This window comes from Planctomyces sp. SH-PL14 (assembly GCF_001610835.1).
GTDB lineage: Bacteria > Planctomycetota > Planctomycetia > Planctomycetales > Planctomycetaceae > Planctomyces_A.
Genome location: NZ_CP011270.1, coordinates 3,481,305 through 3,498,526, shown reverse-complemented (window position 1 = coordinate 3,498,526; position 17,222 = coordinate 3,481,305). Strand labels below are relative to the sequence as shown.

Below are 17,222 nucleotides of genomic sequence, written 5' to 3'. Positions count from 1 at the left end.
CGGTCACTGTCCTGAGGCGGACGCGGTCGCGGCGGCCGGGACCGTCGGGGCGGCAGTGTCCGCCGCCGGGGTTGCCGGGAGCAGGTCGACGACCGTCAGGAGCGTCTGGATGAGCAGAAGAATGATGATGATCCACTCCAGCGTGTTGCTGGAGCGGGTCAGCATGAAGTCGCTCGCCCGCTGGCTGCAGTTCTCGTAGACCCGCTCGAAGACCTCGATCTGCTCGGAGAGGAACTCGTGCCGCGGCAGCATGCGGGTCCGCTCGCGGTAGCGCTCGGCGACTTGGCTGGCCAGCGTGGCGGGATGGACGTGCGGGGAGTGGACCTGCGGGGCGACGCGCGCGAGGCGGGCCCGCAGGACGAGCGTCTTGCGGTAGCGCTCGCGGAGCTCCGGCCGGCGGGCGACCGCTTCGTGGTCGAACTCGAAGCTGAGCGGGAGGTCGGCTTCCATCTCCGGCCAGGCGTCGCCGAGGGCCCGCTCGATCGTCTGCAGTTCGCCGTCGTACCAGGCGGTTTCGAGGAGGGCGTTTCGGAGCGTCTCCAGGCGGTCGGCGGGGGCCAGGATCGCGAAGCGGTCGTGGTGCCAGAAGATTCGGGAGCCCTGGAGGGTGAGGAAGTGGCCGGTCGAGGCGATCGTGACCGCGTCCGCGCGGACCCAGGTCTGCATCGCCGCGAGGAGCCCTTCGTCGTCGGGCGTGTCCGACGGGACGAGGAGGACGGTCCGGATGTCGGCGGAGGGGCTGCTCGATCCGGTCTCCAGCACCGCGTGGCGGCGGAAGGGAGCGGGAAGCTCGAACAGGACGCGTTGTCCGGACGGGGGGGCCGTCAGGAAGGCGACGCGCTGGACTTCGGAGCCGGGAGGAAGGCCGGCGACGGGAGAAGAGGACGTGGGAGACACGGAACGGGTTGTTGCTCAGAGGTGAAGGGAAGACTCGACGCGAGACGGGTGAGTCAGGAGGAGGCGGTCAGGGCGGCGATCCAGTCGGAGACGTACTCGGCGGAGTCGAGGACCCCATTGAGGGTCGAGTCGTACAGGTAGTCGCCGACGAGGAACAGGTTCGGATGTTCCACGGGGTCGGGCTGGTGCCGGCGGTCGAGGCAGACCGGGCGGATCCCTCCCGGGATGGCGTTGACGGCGCCGGTCCAGCGGTGGACGCGGCCTTCGAGGAACTCTTCGCGGCCGCCGGTGAGGAACTCGGGGAGGGAATCCAGGGCTTCGCGAATGAGCTGCTCATCGCTGAGGGAGCTGTGGTCGACGGCGGCCTGTCCGCCGAGGAGCCAGCCGAGGACGCCGTAGCGGGCGCCGGGCTCGCGGGAGGATTCGTCGTAGAGGCAGCAGCCGCCGAAGCGGTCGAGCATCCAGAAGGAGTCGTTGAGGACGGTCCGCCAGAACGGGGTGCGGAACAGGATCGTGATCCGCAGGTAGTGGGCGGGGAAGTCGTAGTCGTTGCGGTGGGACTCGATGGCGGTGCGGAGGCGGTCGCCGGTGAAGGTGACCGACTCGAGGGCGCTGTGCGGGAGGGCGACGACGACGAAATCGAAGTCGTCCTCGTGCGTGGTGGTGGCGGTGACGGAGCGGACGCGGAGTTGTCCGCCTTCGACGCGTTCGATGTGCGAGACGCGGTGTTCCATGCGGAAGTCCGCCTGGATGCGGGCGGCGATTTCGCGGGGGAGGCGTTCGTTTCCGCCTTCGATGCCGTAGAGCAGCATGTAGGCGGGGTCGTTCATGAGGTAGTTCTGGAGGCCGTAGCTGAGGCTCGTGTGCCGCGGCTCGGTCGCGAGGTCGCTGTGGATGGCGGTTTCGACGTAGTGCCGGGCGTCGGGGGCCCGGACGGTGTCGAGGAGGGTGTCGAAGCGGCGGAGGTCGGTGGTGCCGGAGACGCCGTCGGGGTAGTCGGAGTGGTAGAACTCGCGGGGGGTGATGCGGTCTTTGGCGGCCTTGTCGAAGGCGACGAGTTCGCGGCAGGCGTCGGCGCCGAAGCGGTCGCGGATGTCGTCGAGGTTGGCGAGGAGGTGATTGTTCATGATCACCGCCGCGCCTCCCATGGGGGCGATGGGGAGGCCGAGTTCCTCGATGAGGTCTTTGAGGGGGTCGTCCTCGAACATCGAGTAGTCGTAGAACTCGGCGGCGCCGGCCTCGTAGCGGACGCGGGCGGACGTGAACTCGGGGGTGAGGATTTTGCCGCCGAGGCGGGAGCTGGCCTCGAAGAGGGTGATTCGGACGGGGGTGTCGGCCGCGTTTTGCAGGAAGTAGGAGGTGAAGAGGCCGCCCGGGCCTCCTCCGACGACTGCCACCCGCCACGCGCGCATGAATGACCTGAACCAGTGTGTATCGCTGCGGGCCGGTCGCCGCGGCGTCCCGGTGAAACCGTCCCGGCGGGGAAAGGTTTCGCGGAACCTTCATTTGGGACGAAAGTTCGCTGATTTGAGGGAGTTGCGGACGCGCGGCGCAGGCGCGATCTGCCGCCCGGACGGCGGATCGTTGGTGGGGAGGATACCGTCGGGTGGGAGAAACTGCGAAGGCGTCATTTGTGGAATGCGCGGACCGTGTCCTTGCCGGCACGGCGTTGCTACCTCAAGCCCAACGTGCGACGGCAGCCGGGGTCAAGGGGGCCACGCCCCCTTGCCGCCGGAGGCATTTTCGTTGAGGAACCGTGGGACACAACGGACATCCCCTTTGTGGCCCCGGCGTTGAGGACTCCACTGCTCGCTTTGCAGTCCCAGCGGGTTGGTGAGGGGGCATCCGGCGCGTCGTCCGCGGTTGGGCACTCGCTCCTTCAGAAAGATCGAGACGAGACGGGCCTCCGGCGGGCAAAGGGCCGAAAAAACAACACAGGCCCCTCTGCACTCCCTGACCAGGGTGCCCCTGGACCCGGATCAACCGAACATGTCGATCATCAGCGCGATCGAGATTCCGCCATAAGCGACCGTGCACAACACCAGCGCGATCCTCCTCCACCACGCGGGACGCATCTCCGGCGGAAGAAACCGCGTGTTGACCCGCAAAATCTGAATCGCCGCGATCGCCATGATCGGACTCGCCAGAATCCCCAGGATCTTGAACAGGTCCAGCACACTCCCCAGATGGATCGCGAACAGCGCCCAAGCGGTCAGGATCGCCAGCAGCACCGCATAAACCCGGCTCGCCGAATACCGCTGCATCCGCGGCGACCCGGCCCACAGCACATCGGTTGCCGTCCGGACGAGACAGTCAGTGTTTCCAAGGTGCGTCGAGAACAGGATCCAGAACCCGTTCAGCAGCGTCAGCAGCCATAGCCCCGACCAGAACTGCTGCGCCAGATAGTGCGCCTGGAACGCCCCCACGGCATAGCCGGAAACCTCCGCATCGACCGGAACGATCGCCTTCGCCAGGTTCACATTGAAGAACATCCCGAAGAAGCAGCCCAGCCCCCACAGGAGCTGCTGATCGAGCCGGGCATAAGCCCACCAGGTCCGCCAGCGGCGGCTGTTCTCCGGCGTCGGCTCGCAGACATAGCCGACCGGCGACAGGGAGGACTGCTCCTCCGAGAGCGCCCCGCTGATCCCGCCGACGCGGGAGCCCATGCCGAATCCCTTGTCGCGGAACCAGTTCGAGATCGCGAGGTTTCCGAGTCCGCCTGACCCGGCCGTCGCGGCGAAGAGCCCCAGCAGGGCGAAATCGATTCCCTTAGGCAACGGAGCGGGGGTGAGAAAGCCCCGCATCGTGTTGGCCCACACCGGCCCCGGCACGCACCACACGTTGACGGCGAGCAGGAACACGAAGATGAACACGAGCATCGCCCAGGAGGCTTTTTCAAGGACGTGCTCGATCGACTTGCCGCTCACCAGAATCAGGGCGCTCACGAGAATCACAACGATCCCGATCCCGCGGAGCCACGGGGTGTCGGCAGCCTCGGGCATCCGCCCGGCAAAGGCGGCGAACAGGACCGTCGCGCAGGCGGCGGCGATCGCCGGGGTCGCGAGCTGCGCGGCGCCGATCGCGATATAGAACGGGGCCCACATTCGCGGGCCGGGTTTCAGCCGCATCACCCCCGTCAGGATCGGCTCGCCGGTGAAGAGCGTGTAACGGATCGCCTCCATGTTGAAGAGGGACTGCAGGAAGATCGAGACCGTCGCGATCCACAGGATGCTTGTCCCGTACTTCACCGCCATCATCGGCCCGACGATCCACTCGCCGCCGCCGATCGCCCCCGCCAGCAGGATCGCCCCCGGACCAATCGTCCGGAAGATGTTCCCGAGCGAGAAGGGGAGCGGCTCCGGCAGATCGGCGGTCCGCCACGCCGGAAGACACCCGTGATCGACCGCCACGGTCGCTTCACTCCGCGATGAGTCATTCATCGGAGAACTGCCGCTGGAACAGAGAACGGAAACCGCCACGGCCTCGATCGGGCTCCGCCGCGGTCAGGAGCCACCGCCCCCAACTGGGAAGCCAACAACGCAGACTCGGAGTTGAGCACAGCGGGCCCGGAGGGGGAAGCGAGGGCCGCGTCCCGTTCTCGGAACGGAACGCTCGGGAGGGCGAGGCTCCGGCCGAGCCGCGGCGGTGGCGGAAGCGTCCGATGGCCATCTCGGCACGGCGCGGTAAACGCCCGTCGTGGATCGCGCGGCTTCTTAAGAACGTCACCGGCGCGAGGGAGGAGGACGGATTGGATGCGGTCAGGAACCTGCGCGGCTCAGCAGGAGCTTCGCCCTCCCGTGTCCGGACGACCTATCGAATCTCCAGACGCGCGCACCTCGCCTACTGCTCACGGAGGGCGGTCACGATGTTCATCCGCACGGCGCGGATCGCGGGGAAGAGGCCGCCGACGAGGCCCATCGCGGCGGCCATCAGCATCCCCTGCAGGATGACCTTGGGGCCGAAACGGAAGGCGAACGTGATCTCGCTGAAGGTGGCCCAGTTCGCCGTGCCGGTCGACAGGCCGTTGAACGGGAGCGTCGCCAGGCAGCCGAGCAGTCCCCCCATCAGGCAGAGCAGGATCGACTCAAAGAGGAACGAGATCAGGATGCTGGCCCGGCGGAAGCCGATGGCCCGCAGCGTGCCGATCTCGCGGGCGCGGCTGGCGACCGCGGCGAACATCGTGTTGGCGGCGGCGAACATCGCCCCGAACGTCAGGAAGAAGGCGATGAAGAACCCGACGAACTTGATCGCGATGGCGGCGCTCATCTGGTCCTCGAAGTACTTCGTCTCCGTCACCGCCTTGAGCTTGAACTGGTCGTCGGTCTCGATCAGTTTCTGAAGCGCGTCGAGCGTCTTCGCGTCCGTCGCCCGGAGTGTCACCGAGGAGATCCCTTCGTCCGAGCGGCGGGCGCCGGCGATGTCCCGGACGTCGGTCCAGACCTCGGACTCGGCCGAACTCCCCCCCGCTTCGAAATAGCCGACGATCTGGAAGTCGACCTTGTTGATCTCCAGCTTCTCGCCGAGGCCGAGGTTCTCGAACCGGCGGGCCATGTTCTCGCTCGTGATCGCTTCGTTGACCCCCGGCTTGATGTCCCGCCCCTGCACGATGCGGAAGTCCGGACGGAGCTCCCGGCTGACGTCCTGAACCCCGCGGACGATGAGGTTCGTCGTTCCGCCGTTGTTGCGGCGGGGCTTCGTCAGGATCGTGACGAACTCGTTGGCGCACAGGACCTTGCCGGCGTCGTCGCGGGCGATGCCGTCGAGAGCCGCCAGCTGCAGCGCCTGCTGCTGCGTGAGCGTGCTGCTCGTCTCGTCGTTCGCCCCCTTGCGGAGGACGATCAGCTCCAGCGGGTGACCGCTGATCCGCAGCGCGTGCTCCAGCCCCTCGGTGAGGCCGAACGTCAGCACCATCGCCCAGACGACCATTCCGGTTCCGATGACCGTCATCAGGGTCGTCATCCAGCGAACGCGGAGGTTTCGGATGTTGTATTTGACGGGGATCATGGGGAGGGGAGGAGTAAGGATCTGGGATTCAGGATCAGGGAAGGGAGAGGCGGGAGTCTGTCGCGGTGGATCGCGTCCGGAGACGCGGATTCCGACAGGCTCCTCGTTCCTCGCGTCCCTCGCTCACACGCGCCGCAGGCCGTCGACGACCGAGAGCTGGGCGGCCCGGACTCCGGGGACGATCCCGCTGACGAGACCGATGCCCGCGCCGACTCCCAGCAGGACCAGGATCCACGGACCGGCCATGTCGGCGATGCCGAACGGGAAGAACTGGGCGCTGATGTTGTGCAGGCCTTCGATGGCCCCGCAGCCGAGGGTCACGCCGAAGACGCCGCCGAGGAAGGCGATCAGGATCGATTCCCCGAGGATCATTCCCAGGACCCGCGACCGGGGAAAGCCGATCGCCTTAAGGACGGCGATCTCGGTGGTCCGCTCCCGCATCGACATCGCCATCGCGTTGGCGGCGACCAGCGACAGCGAGAACACGACCGCCAGGCCGATGTTCTGAATGTAGGCCTGAATGTTCCCCATCATGTCGGTGAACATCTGGGCGAAGGCCGCCTCGGTCTGCGTCCGGGTCGGGTTGTCGGAGCTGGCGAACTGGCTGTCGATCGTCTTGATGACGTCCGGGATCGTGCCGGCGCTCGCGATCTTGGCGAAGATCGTTCCGGCGTTCCCCGAGCCGCGGGCGTTGTTGGACTTCAGCCCCTCGTCGAGATACTTCCAGTGGAACCAGAGGGTGTCGGTGTACTGCGGCGCGTCGAACATGCCGCGGAGCGTGAGGTCGAGGTCGTACTGGTAGAAGGTCCCCTGGACCGGAATGCGGTCGCCGATTTTCCAGCCCCGCTTCTCGGCGAGCTTGCGGTCGACGACGCACCCCTGCCGGTCCTCCTGCCACGCCTTGAGCTCTTCCGGGGCGATCTTGAACTCGTCCCAGACCTTCATGACGTAGTTCGCGTCCGTCGCGAACTGCGCGAACGGCATCTGCTCTTCCTTGTAGTTCCCGCCGTACCAGGCATAGGGAACCGCGGCCTTGACCCCTTCGATCTCCCGCACCTTGTCGACGTTGGCGATCGGGAGCTTTCCGGAGAACCCCTGGATGTTGAGGACGACGATCCGGTTATGTTTTTTGGCCTCGTCCCCCCAGGCGCTCTGCATCGCCATGTAGCCGTGCAGCACGGTCATGAGCGCCAGGCTGAAGCCGATCGAGAGGATCGTCAGGCTGGTCCGGAGCTTGTTGCGGGTGACGTTCCGCCAGATGTATTTCAAGGACTTCATACGGCTGCTCCCGCTCCCTTCCGGTCCTGGGCGATGTCGCTGACCAGGATCCCCTTCTCCAGGTGGAGCTGCCGCGAGGCGCGCTCGGCGGCGTGGGGGTCGTGGGTCACCATGATGATCGTTTTCTCGAACTCGGAATTGAGCCGGCCCAGGAGGTCGAGGATCTCACCCGCCGACTTGGCGTCGAGGTCCCCGGTCGGTTCGTCGGCGACGAGGAGCGTCGGGTCGGTCGCGATGGCGCGGGCGATCGAGACCCGCTGCTCCTGTCCGCCGGAGAGCTGCCGCGGGTAGTGGTCCATCCGCTCGCCGAGGCCGACGACGCCGAGGGCCGTCTTGACCTGCTCGTCCCGCTCCCGGCGGCTCAGGTTGGTCAGCGTCAGCGGGAGCTCGACGTTCTCGTACGCCGTCAGGACCGGGATCAGGTTGTAGAGCTGGAAGATGAAGCCGATGTGCCGCGACCGCCAGCCGGCGAGATCCCCTTCCGAGAGACGGCCGAGGTCTTCGCCGACGACCGAGATCGTTCCCGACGTCGGCTTGTCGAGGCCGGCGATCAGATTGAGGAGGGTCGACTTGCCGGAGCCCGAGGGACCCATCAGGGAGAGGAACTCTCCCCGCTGCATCTCGAGGTTGATTCCCATCAGGACCGGGATCTTGATCTGCTCACGTCGAAACTCCTTGTAGAGATCCTTGATGACGACGATCGGCTCGGCCACTCTCGACTCCTGGTAGGGACAATCGGATCGCGATTTTGAACCGGGCGTGTTCGCAACCGGTTAAGTTTTCTCTGGCAAAGAGCCGGTTGGCCCCGGCTCGGCCCGTCGGCCCCTGTCTTGTCTGCGGGGCGAGCGGCGGGCGGCCACCGCAGCGGCGGCCCCGGGACTCACTCCCGCAGCTTGACCTGCTGACCGGCCTGCAGTTCGGACGACGGGCTGAGGATGACGCGCTCCCCGCCGGACAGGCCGTCGATGATCTCGGTTCGGCCGTCTTTCGCGGCCCCGGTCACGACGTCGATCCGCTTGACCCGGCCCTCCGCGTCGAAACTCCAGACGAACTCGTCCTTCCCGACGGTCACCAGGGCGGTCGAATCGCAGAAGACGCGGCGAGTGTGGGCTTCCACCGGCTTCTCGCCCGGCTCGGGAAGGAAGTAGACGGTGGCGCTCATCTCGGGGAAGAGACGCTCGTCGGCGTTCGTGATCTCGACTTTGACCTTGATCGTGGCCCGGGCCCGGTCTCCCATCGGGATCACCTTGCGGACCCGCCCCGTGTAGCGGCGATCCGGGACGGCGTCGACCGCGACTTCCGCCGGCGAGCCCTGCGTCACCCGGCCGATGTAGCCTTCCTTCACGTCGCATTCGACTTCGAGGCGGGCGAGGTCGGCGATCGTCACGACCGAGCCGCGGCCCGACGCTTCCCCCATGCCGCCGGGGAGGATCGACTCGCCGACTTCCGCGTTCTTGGAGATGACCGTCCCGTCGAACGGGGCGCGGACGACCATGTTCTCCTTCATCTGCTCGTTTTCCTGGACGCGGGCCTGCGCCTGGGTGACCGCCGCCTGCATGGTCTCCCGCTTGGCCACCGCCAGACGGTGCTGGAAATCGACCCGGTCGTATTCCGCCTCGGTCGTTCCGCCCGATTCGCGGACCCGGAAGATCCGGTCCCGTTCCTTCTTACTGCGGGCGATCTCGACGTCCTGCTCTCCGAGCTCGGCCTGCGCCCGGTCGAGGGCCGCCTTGGCTCCGACGAGCGCCGCGTCAAGGTCCTTGTGGTCGAGGACGGCGATCACCTCGCCCCCTTTGACCAGCGTTCCCTCTTCGACGCCGATCGACTCCACGCGTCCCGCCGCCTTGGCCCCGATGTTCGCCTGCCGGAACGATTCGAGATACCCGGTCGCGACGACCAGCGCGTCCGCGGACCGGCCGGTCTCGACCATGACCTTCGCGACCCGCACCTCGGTCTTGGTCCGGATCGCGTCCGGGATCCATTCCCCGGTGCGGAACATCTCCGGCTTCTGCGTCACGACATAAGCCGCGAACCCTACGCCTCCCAGAACGAGGAGGATCAGGATTGTTCGCACGAACGGGAAGCCGCGCGAGCGCCGGGGTGGCTCTTCGCGCCGCTGGATGCGGAGCGATTTGAGCGGGTCCTTCGGCTTCTCTGGGTCGGCGACGGGAGTCGGAGTCATGCTCGGGGAGCGCGGAGTCACGGACGGCCCGGCCACGAGTCGACGGGCATTAACTATACAACCTTATACCATAGTCGGCTCTCAATGTGAGCCCCAATTTCCGGCACCTTCTCTTATCCGGCCCCTCGCGCCGAAGGACATCGCAATCGAGAACTCCGATGCGGTTTTTCTCGATTGTTTGCGTCCTGCAAGTGCGGCGCAAAGAACGCGTTAAAGCAAATCGCCCTATCTGCTCATCGCGCCGAACGTCGGGTAGCGTACGGGACTTCGGAGTCCGGAACTTCGAAGCCGGCGGAGAAGGGAAGGACGAGGGGCGCCAGCCGAGCCTGCCTTGAGCGGCCGCTGCGGGCGCATCGCGCGGGCGGCGTTGGCGCGCCGTCGTCCGCGGAGACCGGACGGGTTTCTCCTCTTTTCCGTCCTCGGCGATGTGACTGGCCGGATCCGGGCTCGTCGTTCGGAAGAGCGTCGAAAATCCCGCGAGACAGCCCCGAGAGACCGCCCCGCGAGACAGGCAGGAGAGACAGCATGCGATCGATTCCTCCCTTCGACTCGCGCCGACCGTTCGTTCCTGCGGCGCCGTGGAGTCTCGCGCGGACGGCGTGCGTGCTGGGAGCCTGCGTGCTGACAGGGGCCGGGCTGACAGGGTGTGGCGGCTCCGCTCCTCCTGCGGCGGCCCCCGCGCAGCCGACGATCGTCACGACCGGGCCCAAAGCGCCGGCGGCGGCCGCGGCGCCGGCCACCGCGCCCGCCGCCGCTCCGGCTGCGGCCGCCCCGATGACCGGCGGGGCCGCTCCGATGGCGGCGGCCGTCGGCCCCGATGGCGCGCCGGTCGAGAAAACCCCTCCTCCGCCGTTCGAGCCTCCTGGAGTCAGCTTCACCGACCAGGGAAATGTCCTCGTCGGCATCGGCTCGGCTCCCGATCAGGTCGAGCTGTTCGACGTCGCCTCGGGCCAGATCGCGCGGCAGATCCCGCGGCAGCCCTCGCCGATCACGAGCGTCGCCTATGACCCGGACAGCCTGTGGGGAGCGACCGGCGCGGCGTCGGGCGAGGTCCAGCTCTGGTCGCTGGCCCGTCCGAAGCTGGGACTCGATGAATTTGCCGCCCAGGCGACGCGAGGCGGCGACCTCAACCCGCTGCTGGGGCACTCGGGGCCGGTGCTCGCGCTACGGATGAATCCGCCCTCCGGCCAGCTCGCCTCGGCGGGGGCGGACGGGATTGTCCGGCTGTGGCGCATCGCCCGGCCGCGGATGATGACCTCGCTCGAGAACCAGGAGGGAGCGACGATCGCGGCCCTCAGCCCGGACGGCCGCGTCGTGTTCATCGGCGACCAGAACGGCGACATCGGAATCTGGGGAGTCGAGAAGCTGGAGCGGCTCGGGAAGCTCGAAGGGGGCCGCGAGCCGATCCTGCACCTGCTCCTCAGCAAGGACCTCAAGTTCCTCGTCGGCGGGGACCAGGCGGGAAATCTCCTCACCTGGGACATCGAAGCCCGCAAGCTGATCTCCAAGATCCCGGCCCACTGGTCGGCGATGCGGGGGCTCGCATTCCGGGAGGATGGCTCCGAAGTCTACTCCGCCGGTGAAGACCAGCGGCTCCGGACGTGGCAGTTCCCGCTGGAGACGATCACGAAGTCCGAACGGCTTGCCGGGGACGGGGCGGTCACGGTCGGCGGGAGCGATCTCGTCAGCATCATTCATCCCGACCGGATCGCGGTCTTCTCCGTCGTTGGCGGGCGCGAGGTCCGGAGCGTTGCCCGGTCCGGGGAGCGGCCGGCGGCCGCCGTCGCCAGCGGACGGGGAGACGTGATCGCCACGATCTCCCGCGAAGGGGCGATCTCCGCCACCCACACCGTCCAGGGACGGGGGCTGTTCGACGCCATGCTGGAGGGGAAGGGGATCCGGCAGATCAGCCTTTCGCCGGAGGGGGACTCGCTCGTCGCGCTGCCGTTCGAGGGGCGGCCCTTCACGGTCCGCGTCCCCTCGGCCGCGCCGCAGTCGCTCAAGACCCCGGCGGCGAACCTGATCGCGCAGCTCCCCGGTCAGGACGCGTTCGTCACGGCGGGGAGCGACGGCCGCGTGCTGGAGTGGCAGGCGTCGACCGGCCGGAACATCCGTCCCGTCGGGGCGGTCAGCGGGGCCGTGCGGGTCCTTGTCGCGTCCCCCGTCGGCGAGAGCGTGGCGGCGGCCTCCGAGAACACGATCTCGGTCTGGTCCCGGCAGGGGGACCGCTGGGTCGACGTGACGTCGACCGAGACCGCCGCCAAGGTGGAAGACCTTGCCTGGAGTGCGGAAGGGGAGTCGCTGATCGCCGCCCTGGCGGGGGGACAGCTCCAGGTCCTCAGCACCGACTCCAAGCCGGTCGAGCTGGAGATCACGCCGCAGTCGGTCGTCTCCCAGCGGGGCCGGCTCGCCGCCATCGAGGGGAACCGCCTGCTGATCGTCGAGGGGAGCACGACGCTCCCGAGCGTCGCCAGCCAGGGACCGAAGTTCACCGCGCTCGCGATGTCCCCCGCGGACGGGACGATCGCGGTCGCCGACCAGGGGAAGGGGATCCGGCTTCTTCCCGCCGGTGCGGCCTCGGGGATCACGATCAATACTCCGGAGTCGGGCGACGTCACGGCGCTGCGGTTCTCTCCGGACGGCCGCCAGCTTCTGGCCGGGACCGCGGATGGGCGGGCCGGCGTCTTCGACCTCTCCGACGGCGCGAAGGCCGAATGGACCGCTCCCGAATCGGGCGTGCGGGCCTTTGCCGCGAGCCCCGGCGACAAGTCCGGCGCGTACCTGCTCGACAACGGCGATGTCCGGGTTCTCGACCGCCTGTCGAACAGCCGGGTGTGGGACTGGAAGAAGCCGGTCGGCGAGCCGCTCGACATTGCCTGGAGCTCCGACGGACGCGCGCTTGCCATCGCGGGGACCGACGGGCCGGTTGAAGTCCGCAATGTCGAGACCGGTAACGTCATCGGCCGGCAGACCGAGAAGACCAGCAAGCGGCTGGCGATCGCCCTCGCCGACGGACCGAGCGGACTGGAGATGGTCTCCGTCCTGGCGGACGGCCAGGTCGAGATCTGGACCCCCGGAAAGTCGTCGCCGGCCCGGCTGCCGCTCGAAGTCAAGACGATCAAGTCCGCACAGCTTTCGGCCAACGGGGCGCATGCCCTCCTGACGACGCCCGAAGGGGCGCTGCTGCTCCTCAGCCGCAAGGGGGCCGACCTCAAGGTGGCGGATGTCTCGGCCAAGGTCGTCGCGGCGGCGATCAGCGGCGACGACCGCCGCATCGCCTGGAGCGACGAGCCGCGGCAGGTCCACATGACGCTGCTGAATGATCAGGGGGGAGCCAAGTCGTTCGAGGCCGATGAAGAGGTCCGGGACCTGGAATGGCTCGACGCCCAGCGGCTGGCGGTCCTGACGACCTCCGGGAAGATCAAGACCTACTCCCCGGCGGGCGTCCTGCTCGAGACCCTCGCGTTCGGCGGGACGGTCGAGAACCTGCACCGCGGCGACCCGGCGTCGGGCCGGCTGCTCGTTCGCGCGGCGGATGGCGACCGGATGGCCCCGGTCCGGCTGCGGCGATGGATCCCCGGTCCGCCGACCGCCATCGCGGACCTGTGCCTTGTCCCGGGCGAGAACCTGCTCTTCTGCTGCCGCGGCGAAGGAGAGATGGAAGTCCTCGACCTCGCGTCGGGGCTTCTGAAGCCGGATGCCGCCAAGGGGGCGTTCTCGGCCTGCGCGTCGACGCCGGACGGGCAGGTGATCCTGGCGGCCGACGGCGCGCTCCAGCGCCGTCCGTCGCAGGGGAAGACGCTCGAACCGATCGCCGCGCCGTGGAAGGGGGCGGTGACGCGGCTCGTCGAGCAGGGACGGAACATCGCCGCCGTGTCGAGCCAGGGGGCGCTCCTGATCCAGGGGGGGCAGTCGGCGGACGCGATGGCGAGCGGCGACATCGTCGCCCTGTCGAACGGCCGCCCGGTCGTCCGGACCCAGGGGAAACTTGTCGTCCAGTCCCGCGCGGCCCAGCAGGGGACCGCCACCAACGCGAACCGCCAGTGGAAAGAGGTCTGCGGCGGACCCGCGGGGCAGCAGTTCGCCATCGCCAGCACCGGGGAGCTGTTCCGGGCCAACGTCGCGGCGCAGTCCTTCAACTCGGAAACAAACTTCAACTCCGCGCCGGTCGAGATCGTCCGCGATCCGGCGAAGCCGCAGGTCGTGATGGGGTTCGCCTCGGGCGAGATCTGGGCCTGGAACTGGGAGACCCGCCAGCGGACCCGCGTCGCGGCGGTCGGCGAGCCGATCACGTCGCTCTCGTTCGACACCGCCTCCCGGACGCTCGCCGTCGGAACGGACAAGGGGGCCTGCCTGATCGCCGAGGGGACGGGACTGACGGTCCGCGTCCCGATGGCCTCCCCGGTCTCCGGCATCGCGGTCCAGGGGGGGGAGCAGCGGATGGCGGTGGTACACCGCTCCGCGGACGCCGAGGTGCTTTCCCTGCCGCAGGTCGCCTTCCTGGAGGTCCCCGCCGGCGAGGTGACCGCCATCTCGGCCGAACGGGAGCAATCGGTCCTCTGGAGCGGCAAGGACCGGACGGTCCACCTCGTCCTGACCGCCCCGCAGCGGACGGAGATGCTCTTCTCCGGGACGCGGGGGAGCATCGTCTCGCTGTTCCAGTCGGCCGAAGACAAGCTGTACGCCGTCGGGGCGTCGGGGGAAGTGACCGTGTGGGACCGGCGGGCTGTCGATCCCAAGCCGCAGGCGTGGACCATCGACCGGCGGTTCAAGAAGCTCGTCGTCGACCGCTCGTCGTCGCGGATCGTCCTGGCCTCCGCGGCAGGCGGGGGGCTGATCGTCGACATGGCGGCGCGGCTGCTCCTCGACGAGCTGCCGGAATCGAACTGCGACCCGCTGGCGTTCGCGGACCCGTACCACGTCACGGCGGTCCTCGGGGAGTCGATCGCTCGGCTTCCGATCAACGCCCGCCGGACGCTGGAGTTCACCGCCAAGACCGTCCAGTCGCTGTTCAGCGTCTCCGGCACGGCCGATGTCTTCCTGGCCTCGGCCGGGACCCCCAACGGGATCGTCCGGGGGGATGTGGTCAGCGGAACCTTCACGACGGCGGCGGAGCTCGCCGGCGGGGTGCAGCGGACCGCGACGATCGCCGGCGTGCCGACGCGGGTCGTCACGAGCTCCCCGCTGCAGGCCGGGAAGTCCACCATCTCGCTGGTCGACGTCCTGTCGGGCAAGGCGATCTGGCAGCGATCCGTCGACGGCGAAATCTCCTGGCTGTCAGCCGCCCAGGACCAGTCGATCGTCGCCACCCGCACCGGCCTCGTGGTGCTGCTCGATACGGCGAGCGGCGACGTCAGCCAGGCGTTCTCGAGTGAACCGGCCCGGTCGGTCTTTCGCATCGCCGGCACCTCCGCGCTCCTGATCGTCACCGAGACGGGGCGGCTCGTGACGACCGAGGTGAACTCGATCCGCTCCCTGCACGTGAGTGACAAGGGAGTCACGGCGGTCAACTTCTCCCCCCGCGGAGACTACCTCGTCACGGGAGACGAGCACGGGGCGGTGCGGGTCTGGAATCTGGTCAACGGCGCGGAGGTGACCCGTTCCGAGGAGCTCAAGGGGAGCGTCTCGGCGGTCGAGTTCTCGAACGACGGGACGCGGCTCTTTGCCAGCTCGCTCGACGGCTCCGCCGCGGCGTGGTCGGTCAAGGACCTGAAGCCGGGGGAACCGCTCCCCGCGGCAAAGCTCCTGGTCCACGGCTCGCCGGTCCGGACGATCGCCCAGACCCCTGCCGGGGAGCGGCTCGTCACGTCGGCGGACGACAAGATCATCCGCGTGTGGGACCTCGTCACCGGGTTCGAGCAGGAGCAGTACCTCGGCCATGAGGCTCCTCCGGTCCTCCTGCACGTCAGTCCGGCGGCGGAGAACATGATCGTGTCGTACGACTCGACCGGTTCTCTCCGGCGGTGGACCCGCTCCGCGGTCAGCTCCGCCCAGATCGCGCGGCCCGCTCCGGCGGAGACGGAGTCGACATCGACCGATCCGCTCGCCCCGCCCCCGCCTTCGCGGGTCAGTACGTCCCAGGCGGCCGCGATCGCCATCAAGCCGGCGGCCCCGCTGCGGCGGACCGAAGTTCCGCCGATCGATCCCAACGACCACCGGCCGATCAGCCTGTTCGGTTCGAGCGGCCCCAGGACCTCAACTCCGCAGACGGCAATGCGGACGTCGATCGGGTCCCAGCTCAACGAGACCGTGGGAGCCCTCCGCAAGGAGAGCGATCCCACGCGACGCGAGGAGCTGCGGGCGATGACGTCGTCGCTCCTGGACCGGCTCAACGCCCTGCCGGAGGCGAGCGAGGCCGCCCTGGAGGTCGAGAACGTCCAGGTCCAGGCGGAGGGGGAAGGGACCGGCACTCCCGTCTCGCTCGACCTGACGATCGGGGAGGAGCGGCTCTCCGCGCCGCTCGCCGCGCAGCAGGTCGTGGCGATCAAGACCGCTTACAATTTCAGCCCGCAGGCGTTCCGTCCCGTCAAGATGTGCATCACGTCGGACGGGAAGACTGTCCTCTCGATCCAGCCCGGGATCCCGGGACGGGAGGAGACGCCCCCGCAGATTCCCGACGACACCGACGACGCGACGCGGCAGAAGATCCTCCGGGAGTACGAGCAGGCGAAGCTGCGGATCAGCCAGGGAGTGGTGGAGGCGTGGGACGTGGCGACCCGCGTGCGGCTGCGGCGGTGGACGCAGGTCCGCTCGCTCAATGTCGGGTTCCTCGACCTGACTCCCAATGAGTCGACGCTCTACACCCTTCCGGACATCTTCACCTTCGACCTCATCACGGGGGAGCACCGCGAGGTGGCCCGCGGCTGCCTGCTGGCGCTGCATGCCGATCCCAAGGAACCACGGGCCGCGCTCGCCCGCCCGGGGGTGGTCGGTGGGACGTCCGAACTCCTGACGCTCCTCGACGGGCAGGGCCTCCGGGAGCAGAAGCCCAAGATCGAGGGGTTCGAGTCGTTCGTCTCCGCGATGGCGTTCGCGCCGGACGGCAGCCGGCTGATCGCCTCGATCCGCGAGCGGCAGCGGCACCGGGTGGTTGAGCTGGAGCCCTCCACGCTCAAGGAGCTGGCGGTGCTCGAGACCGTTCCTCACGACCGGACCTGGATCACTCCCGAGGCGTTCGCCGGTCCGACCCGGATCTTCTTCCTCGACAGCAATCAGAAGTTCATCACCTACGGCCGGATCGCGCAGCAGCGGTGGCAGTTCTCCACCTGGGAGGGGCGGAAGATGCTGACCCGGACGGAGGCGGACCACCCGCTCATCCAGGAGGACTTCGTGCGGGCCGGCTGGCCGATCACGGGGACGGACCTCGTGGCCGCGCGGACCGACTCGGCGATCACGGTTGTCGACGTCAAGAAGATGCAGCGGGTCTTCGAGATGGGAATCAACGCGGTCCATTTCGGACGCCCCGAGATCGCGGTCTCGGCCGACGGCGGCTGGGTCGCCACCGGGGACGACGGGGGCAACGTGGCCCTGTGGCACCTGGCGAGCGGGACGGGCCCGTTCATGTTCCGGCCGCACCTCGGTCCGGTCGTGGGGCTCTCGTTCTCCAAGTCGCGGGAGTACCTGTGCTCGATGGGCGAGGAGAACGTGCTGCGGGTCTGGAAGCTCTCGCTTCCGGATGCGAACCGCATGCGAGGCTACGGAGACAACAACAAGCAGAAGATCCAGAAGGCCCGCGGCAAGAAACCGGCGGAGGGATAGAGGGCCGCCGACAGTGGCGTCCCTTTCTGGGTCAGGGATAACGAAGCCGGGCCGTTTCGTCAGAGCGAAACAGGTTCGAGAACGGAACGCTGCGCGGGCGCGG

Annotated in this window: 8 protein-coding genes; 1 reads left to right on the top strand and 7 read right to left on the bottom strand. The window is 68.4% G+C overall.

The genetic code is table 11. The annotated features are described in order from the left end of the window. Nucleotides 1-3 precede the first annotated feature (3 nt). The 7 genes from VT03_RS13635 to VT03_RS13605 form a co-directional block, all read right to left on the bottom strand. On the bottom strand, nucleotides 4-897 hold the full coding sequence (locus tag VT03_RS13635) for a hypothetical protein (RefSeq protein ID WP_075093484.1): 894 nt from the start codon (nucleotides 895-897) through the stop codon (nucleotides 4-6). Between the two features lie 53 nt (nucleotides 898-950). Continuing rightward, on the bottom strand, nucleotides 951-2,309 hold the full coding sequence (locus VT03_RS13630) for a flavin monoamine oxidase family protein (protein WP_075093483.1): 1,359 nt from the start codon (nucleotides 2,307-2,309) through the stop codon (nucleotides 951-953). Between the two features lie 567 nt (nucleotides 2,310-2,876). Continuing rightward, nucleotides 2,877-4,337, bottom strand: a complete 1,461-nt coding sequence (locus VT03_RS13625) for an Nramp family divalent metal transporter (protein WP_075093482.1) — start codon at nucleotides 4,335-4,337, stop codon at nucleotides 2,877-2,879. Nucleotides 4,338-4,737: 400 nt separating this feature from the next. Further along, complete coding sequence (locus tag VT03_RS13620) at nucleotides 4,738-5,901, bottom strand: ABC transporter permease (protein ID WP_075093481.1); 1,164 nt, start codon at nucleotides 5,899-5,901, stop codon at nucleotides 4,738-4,740. Nucleotides 5,902-6,024: 123 nt separating this feature from the next. Next, complete coding sequence (locus tag VT03_RS13615) at nucleotides 6,025-7,179, bottom strand: ABC transporter permease (protein ID WP_075093480.1); 1,155 nt, start codon at nucleotides 7,177-7,179, stop codon at nucleotides 6,025-6,027. Beyond that, nucleotides 7,176-7,892 carry an ABC transporter ATP-binding protein gene (locus VT03_RS13610; RefSeq protein ID WP_075093479.1) on the bottom strand — a complete coding sequence of 239 codons (717 nt, stop codon included), beginning with the start codon at nucleotides 7,890-7,892 and terminating at the stop codon, nucleotides 7,176-7,178. The genes VT03_RS13615 and VT03_RS13610 overlap by 4 nt, the downstream gene beginning before the upstream one ends. Nucleotides 7,893-8,059: 167 nt before the next feature. Then, complete coding sequence (locus VT03_RS13605; RefSeq protein WP_075093478.1) at nucleotides 8,060-9,361, bottom strand: efflux RND transporter periplasmic adaptor subunit; 1,302 nt, start codon at nucleotides 9,359-9,361, stop codon at nucleotides 8,060-8,062. Between the two features lie 525 nt (nucleotides 9,362-9,886). Between VT03_RS13605 and VT03_RS13600 the strand changes: the two genes are divergently transcribed. Further along, the gene (locus VT03_RS13600; RefSeq protein ID WP_075093477.1) at nucleotides 9,887-17,119 is read left to right on the top strand and encodes a WD40 repeat domain-containing protein; all 7,233 of its coding nucleotides are present in this window, start codon (nucleotides 9,887-9,889) and stop codon (nucleotides 17,117-17,119) included. Nucleotides 17,120-17,222 lie beyond the last annotated feature (103 nt).

Coding starts and splice junctions, on each gene's coding strand:
- VT03_RS13620 (WP_075093481.1), bottom strand. CDS start 5,901: ATGATCCCCGTCAAATACAACATCCGAAACCTCCGCGTTCGCTGGATG.
- VT03_RS13600 (WP_075093477.1), top strand. CDS start 9,887: ATGCGATCGATTCCTCCCTTCGACTCGCGCCGACCGTTCGTTCCTGCG.
- VT03_RS13615 (WP_075093480.1), bottom strand. CDS start 7,179: ATGAAGTCCTTGAAATACATCTGGCGGAACGTCACCCGCAACAAGCTC.
- VT03_RS13605 (WP_075093478.1), bottom strand. CDS start 9,361: ATGACTCCGACTCCCGTCGCCGACCCAGAGAAGCCGAAGGACCCGCTC.
- VT03_RS13625 (WP_075093482.1), bottom strand. CDS start 4,337: ATGAATGACTCATCGCGGAGTGAAGCGACCGTGGCGGTCGATCACGGG.
- VT03_RS13630 (WP_075093483.1), bottom strand. CDS start 2,309: ATGCGCGCGTGGCGGGTGGCAGTCGTCGGAGGAGGCCCGGGCGGCCTC.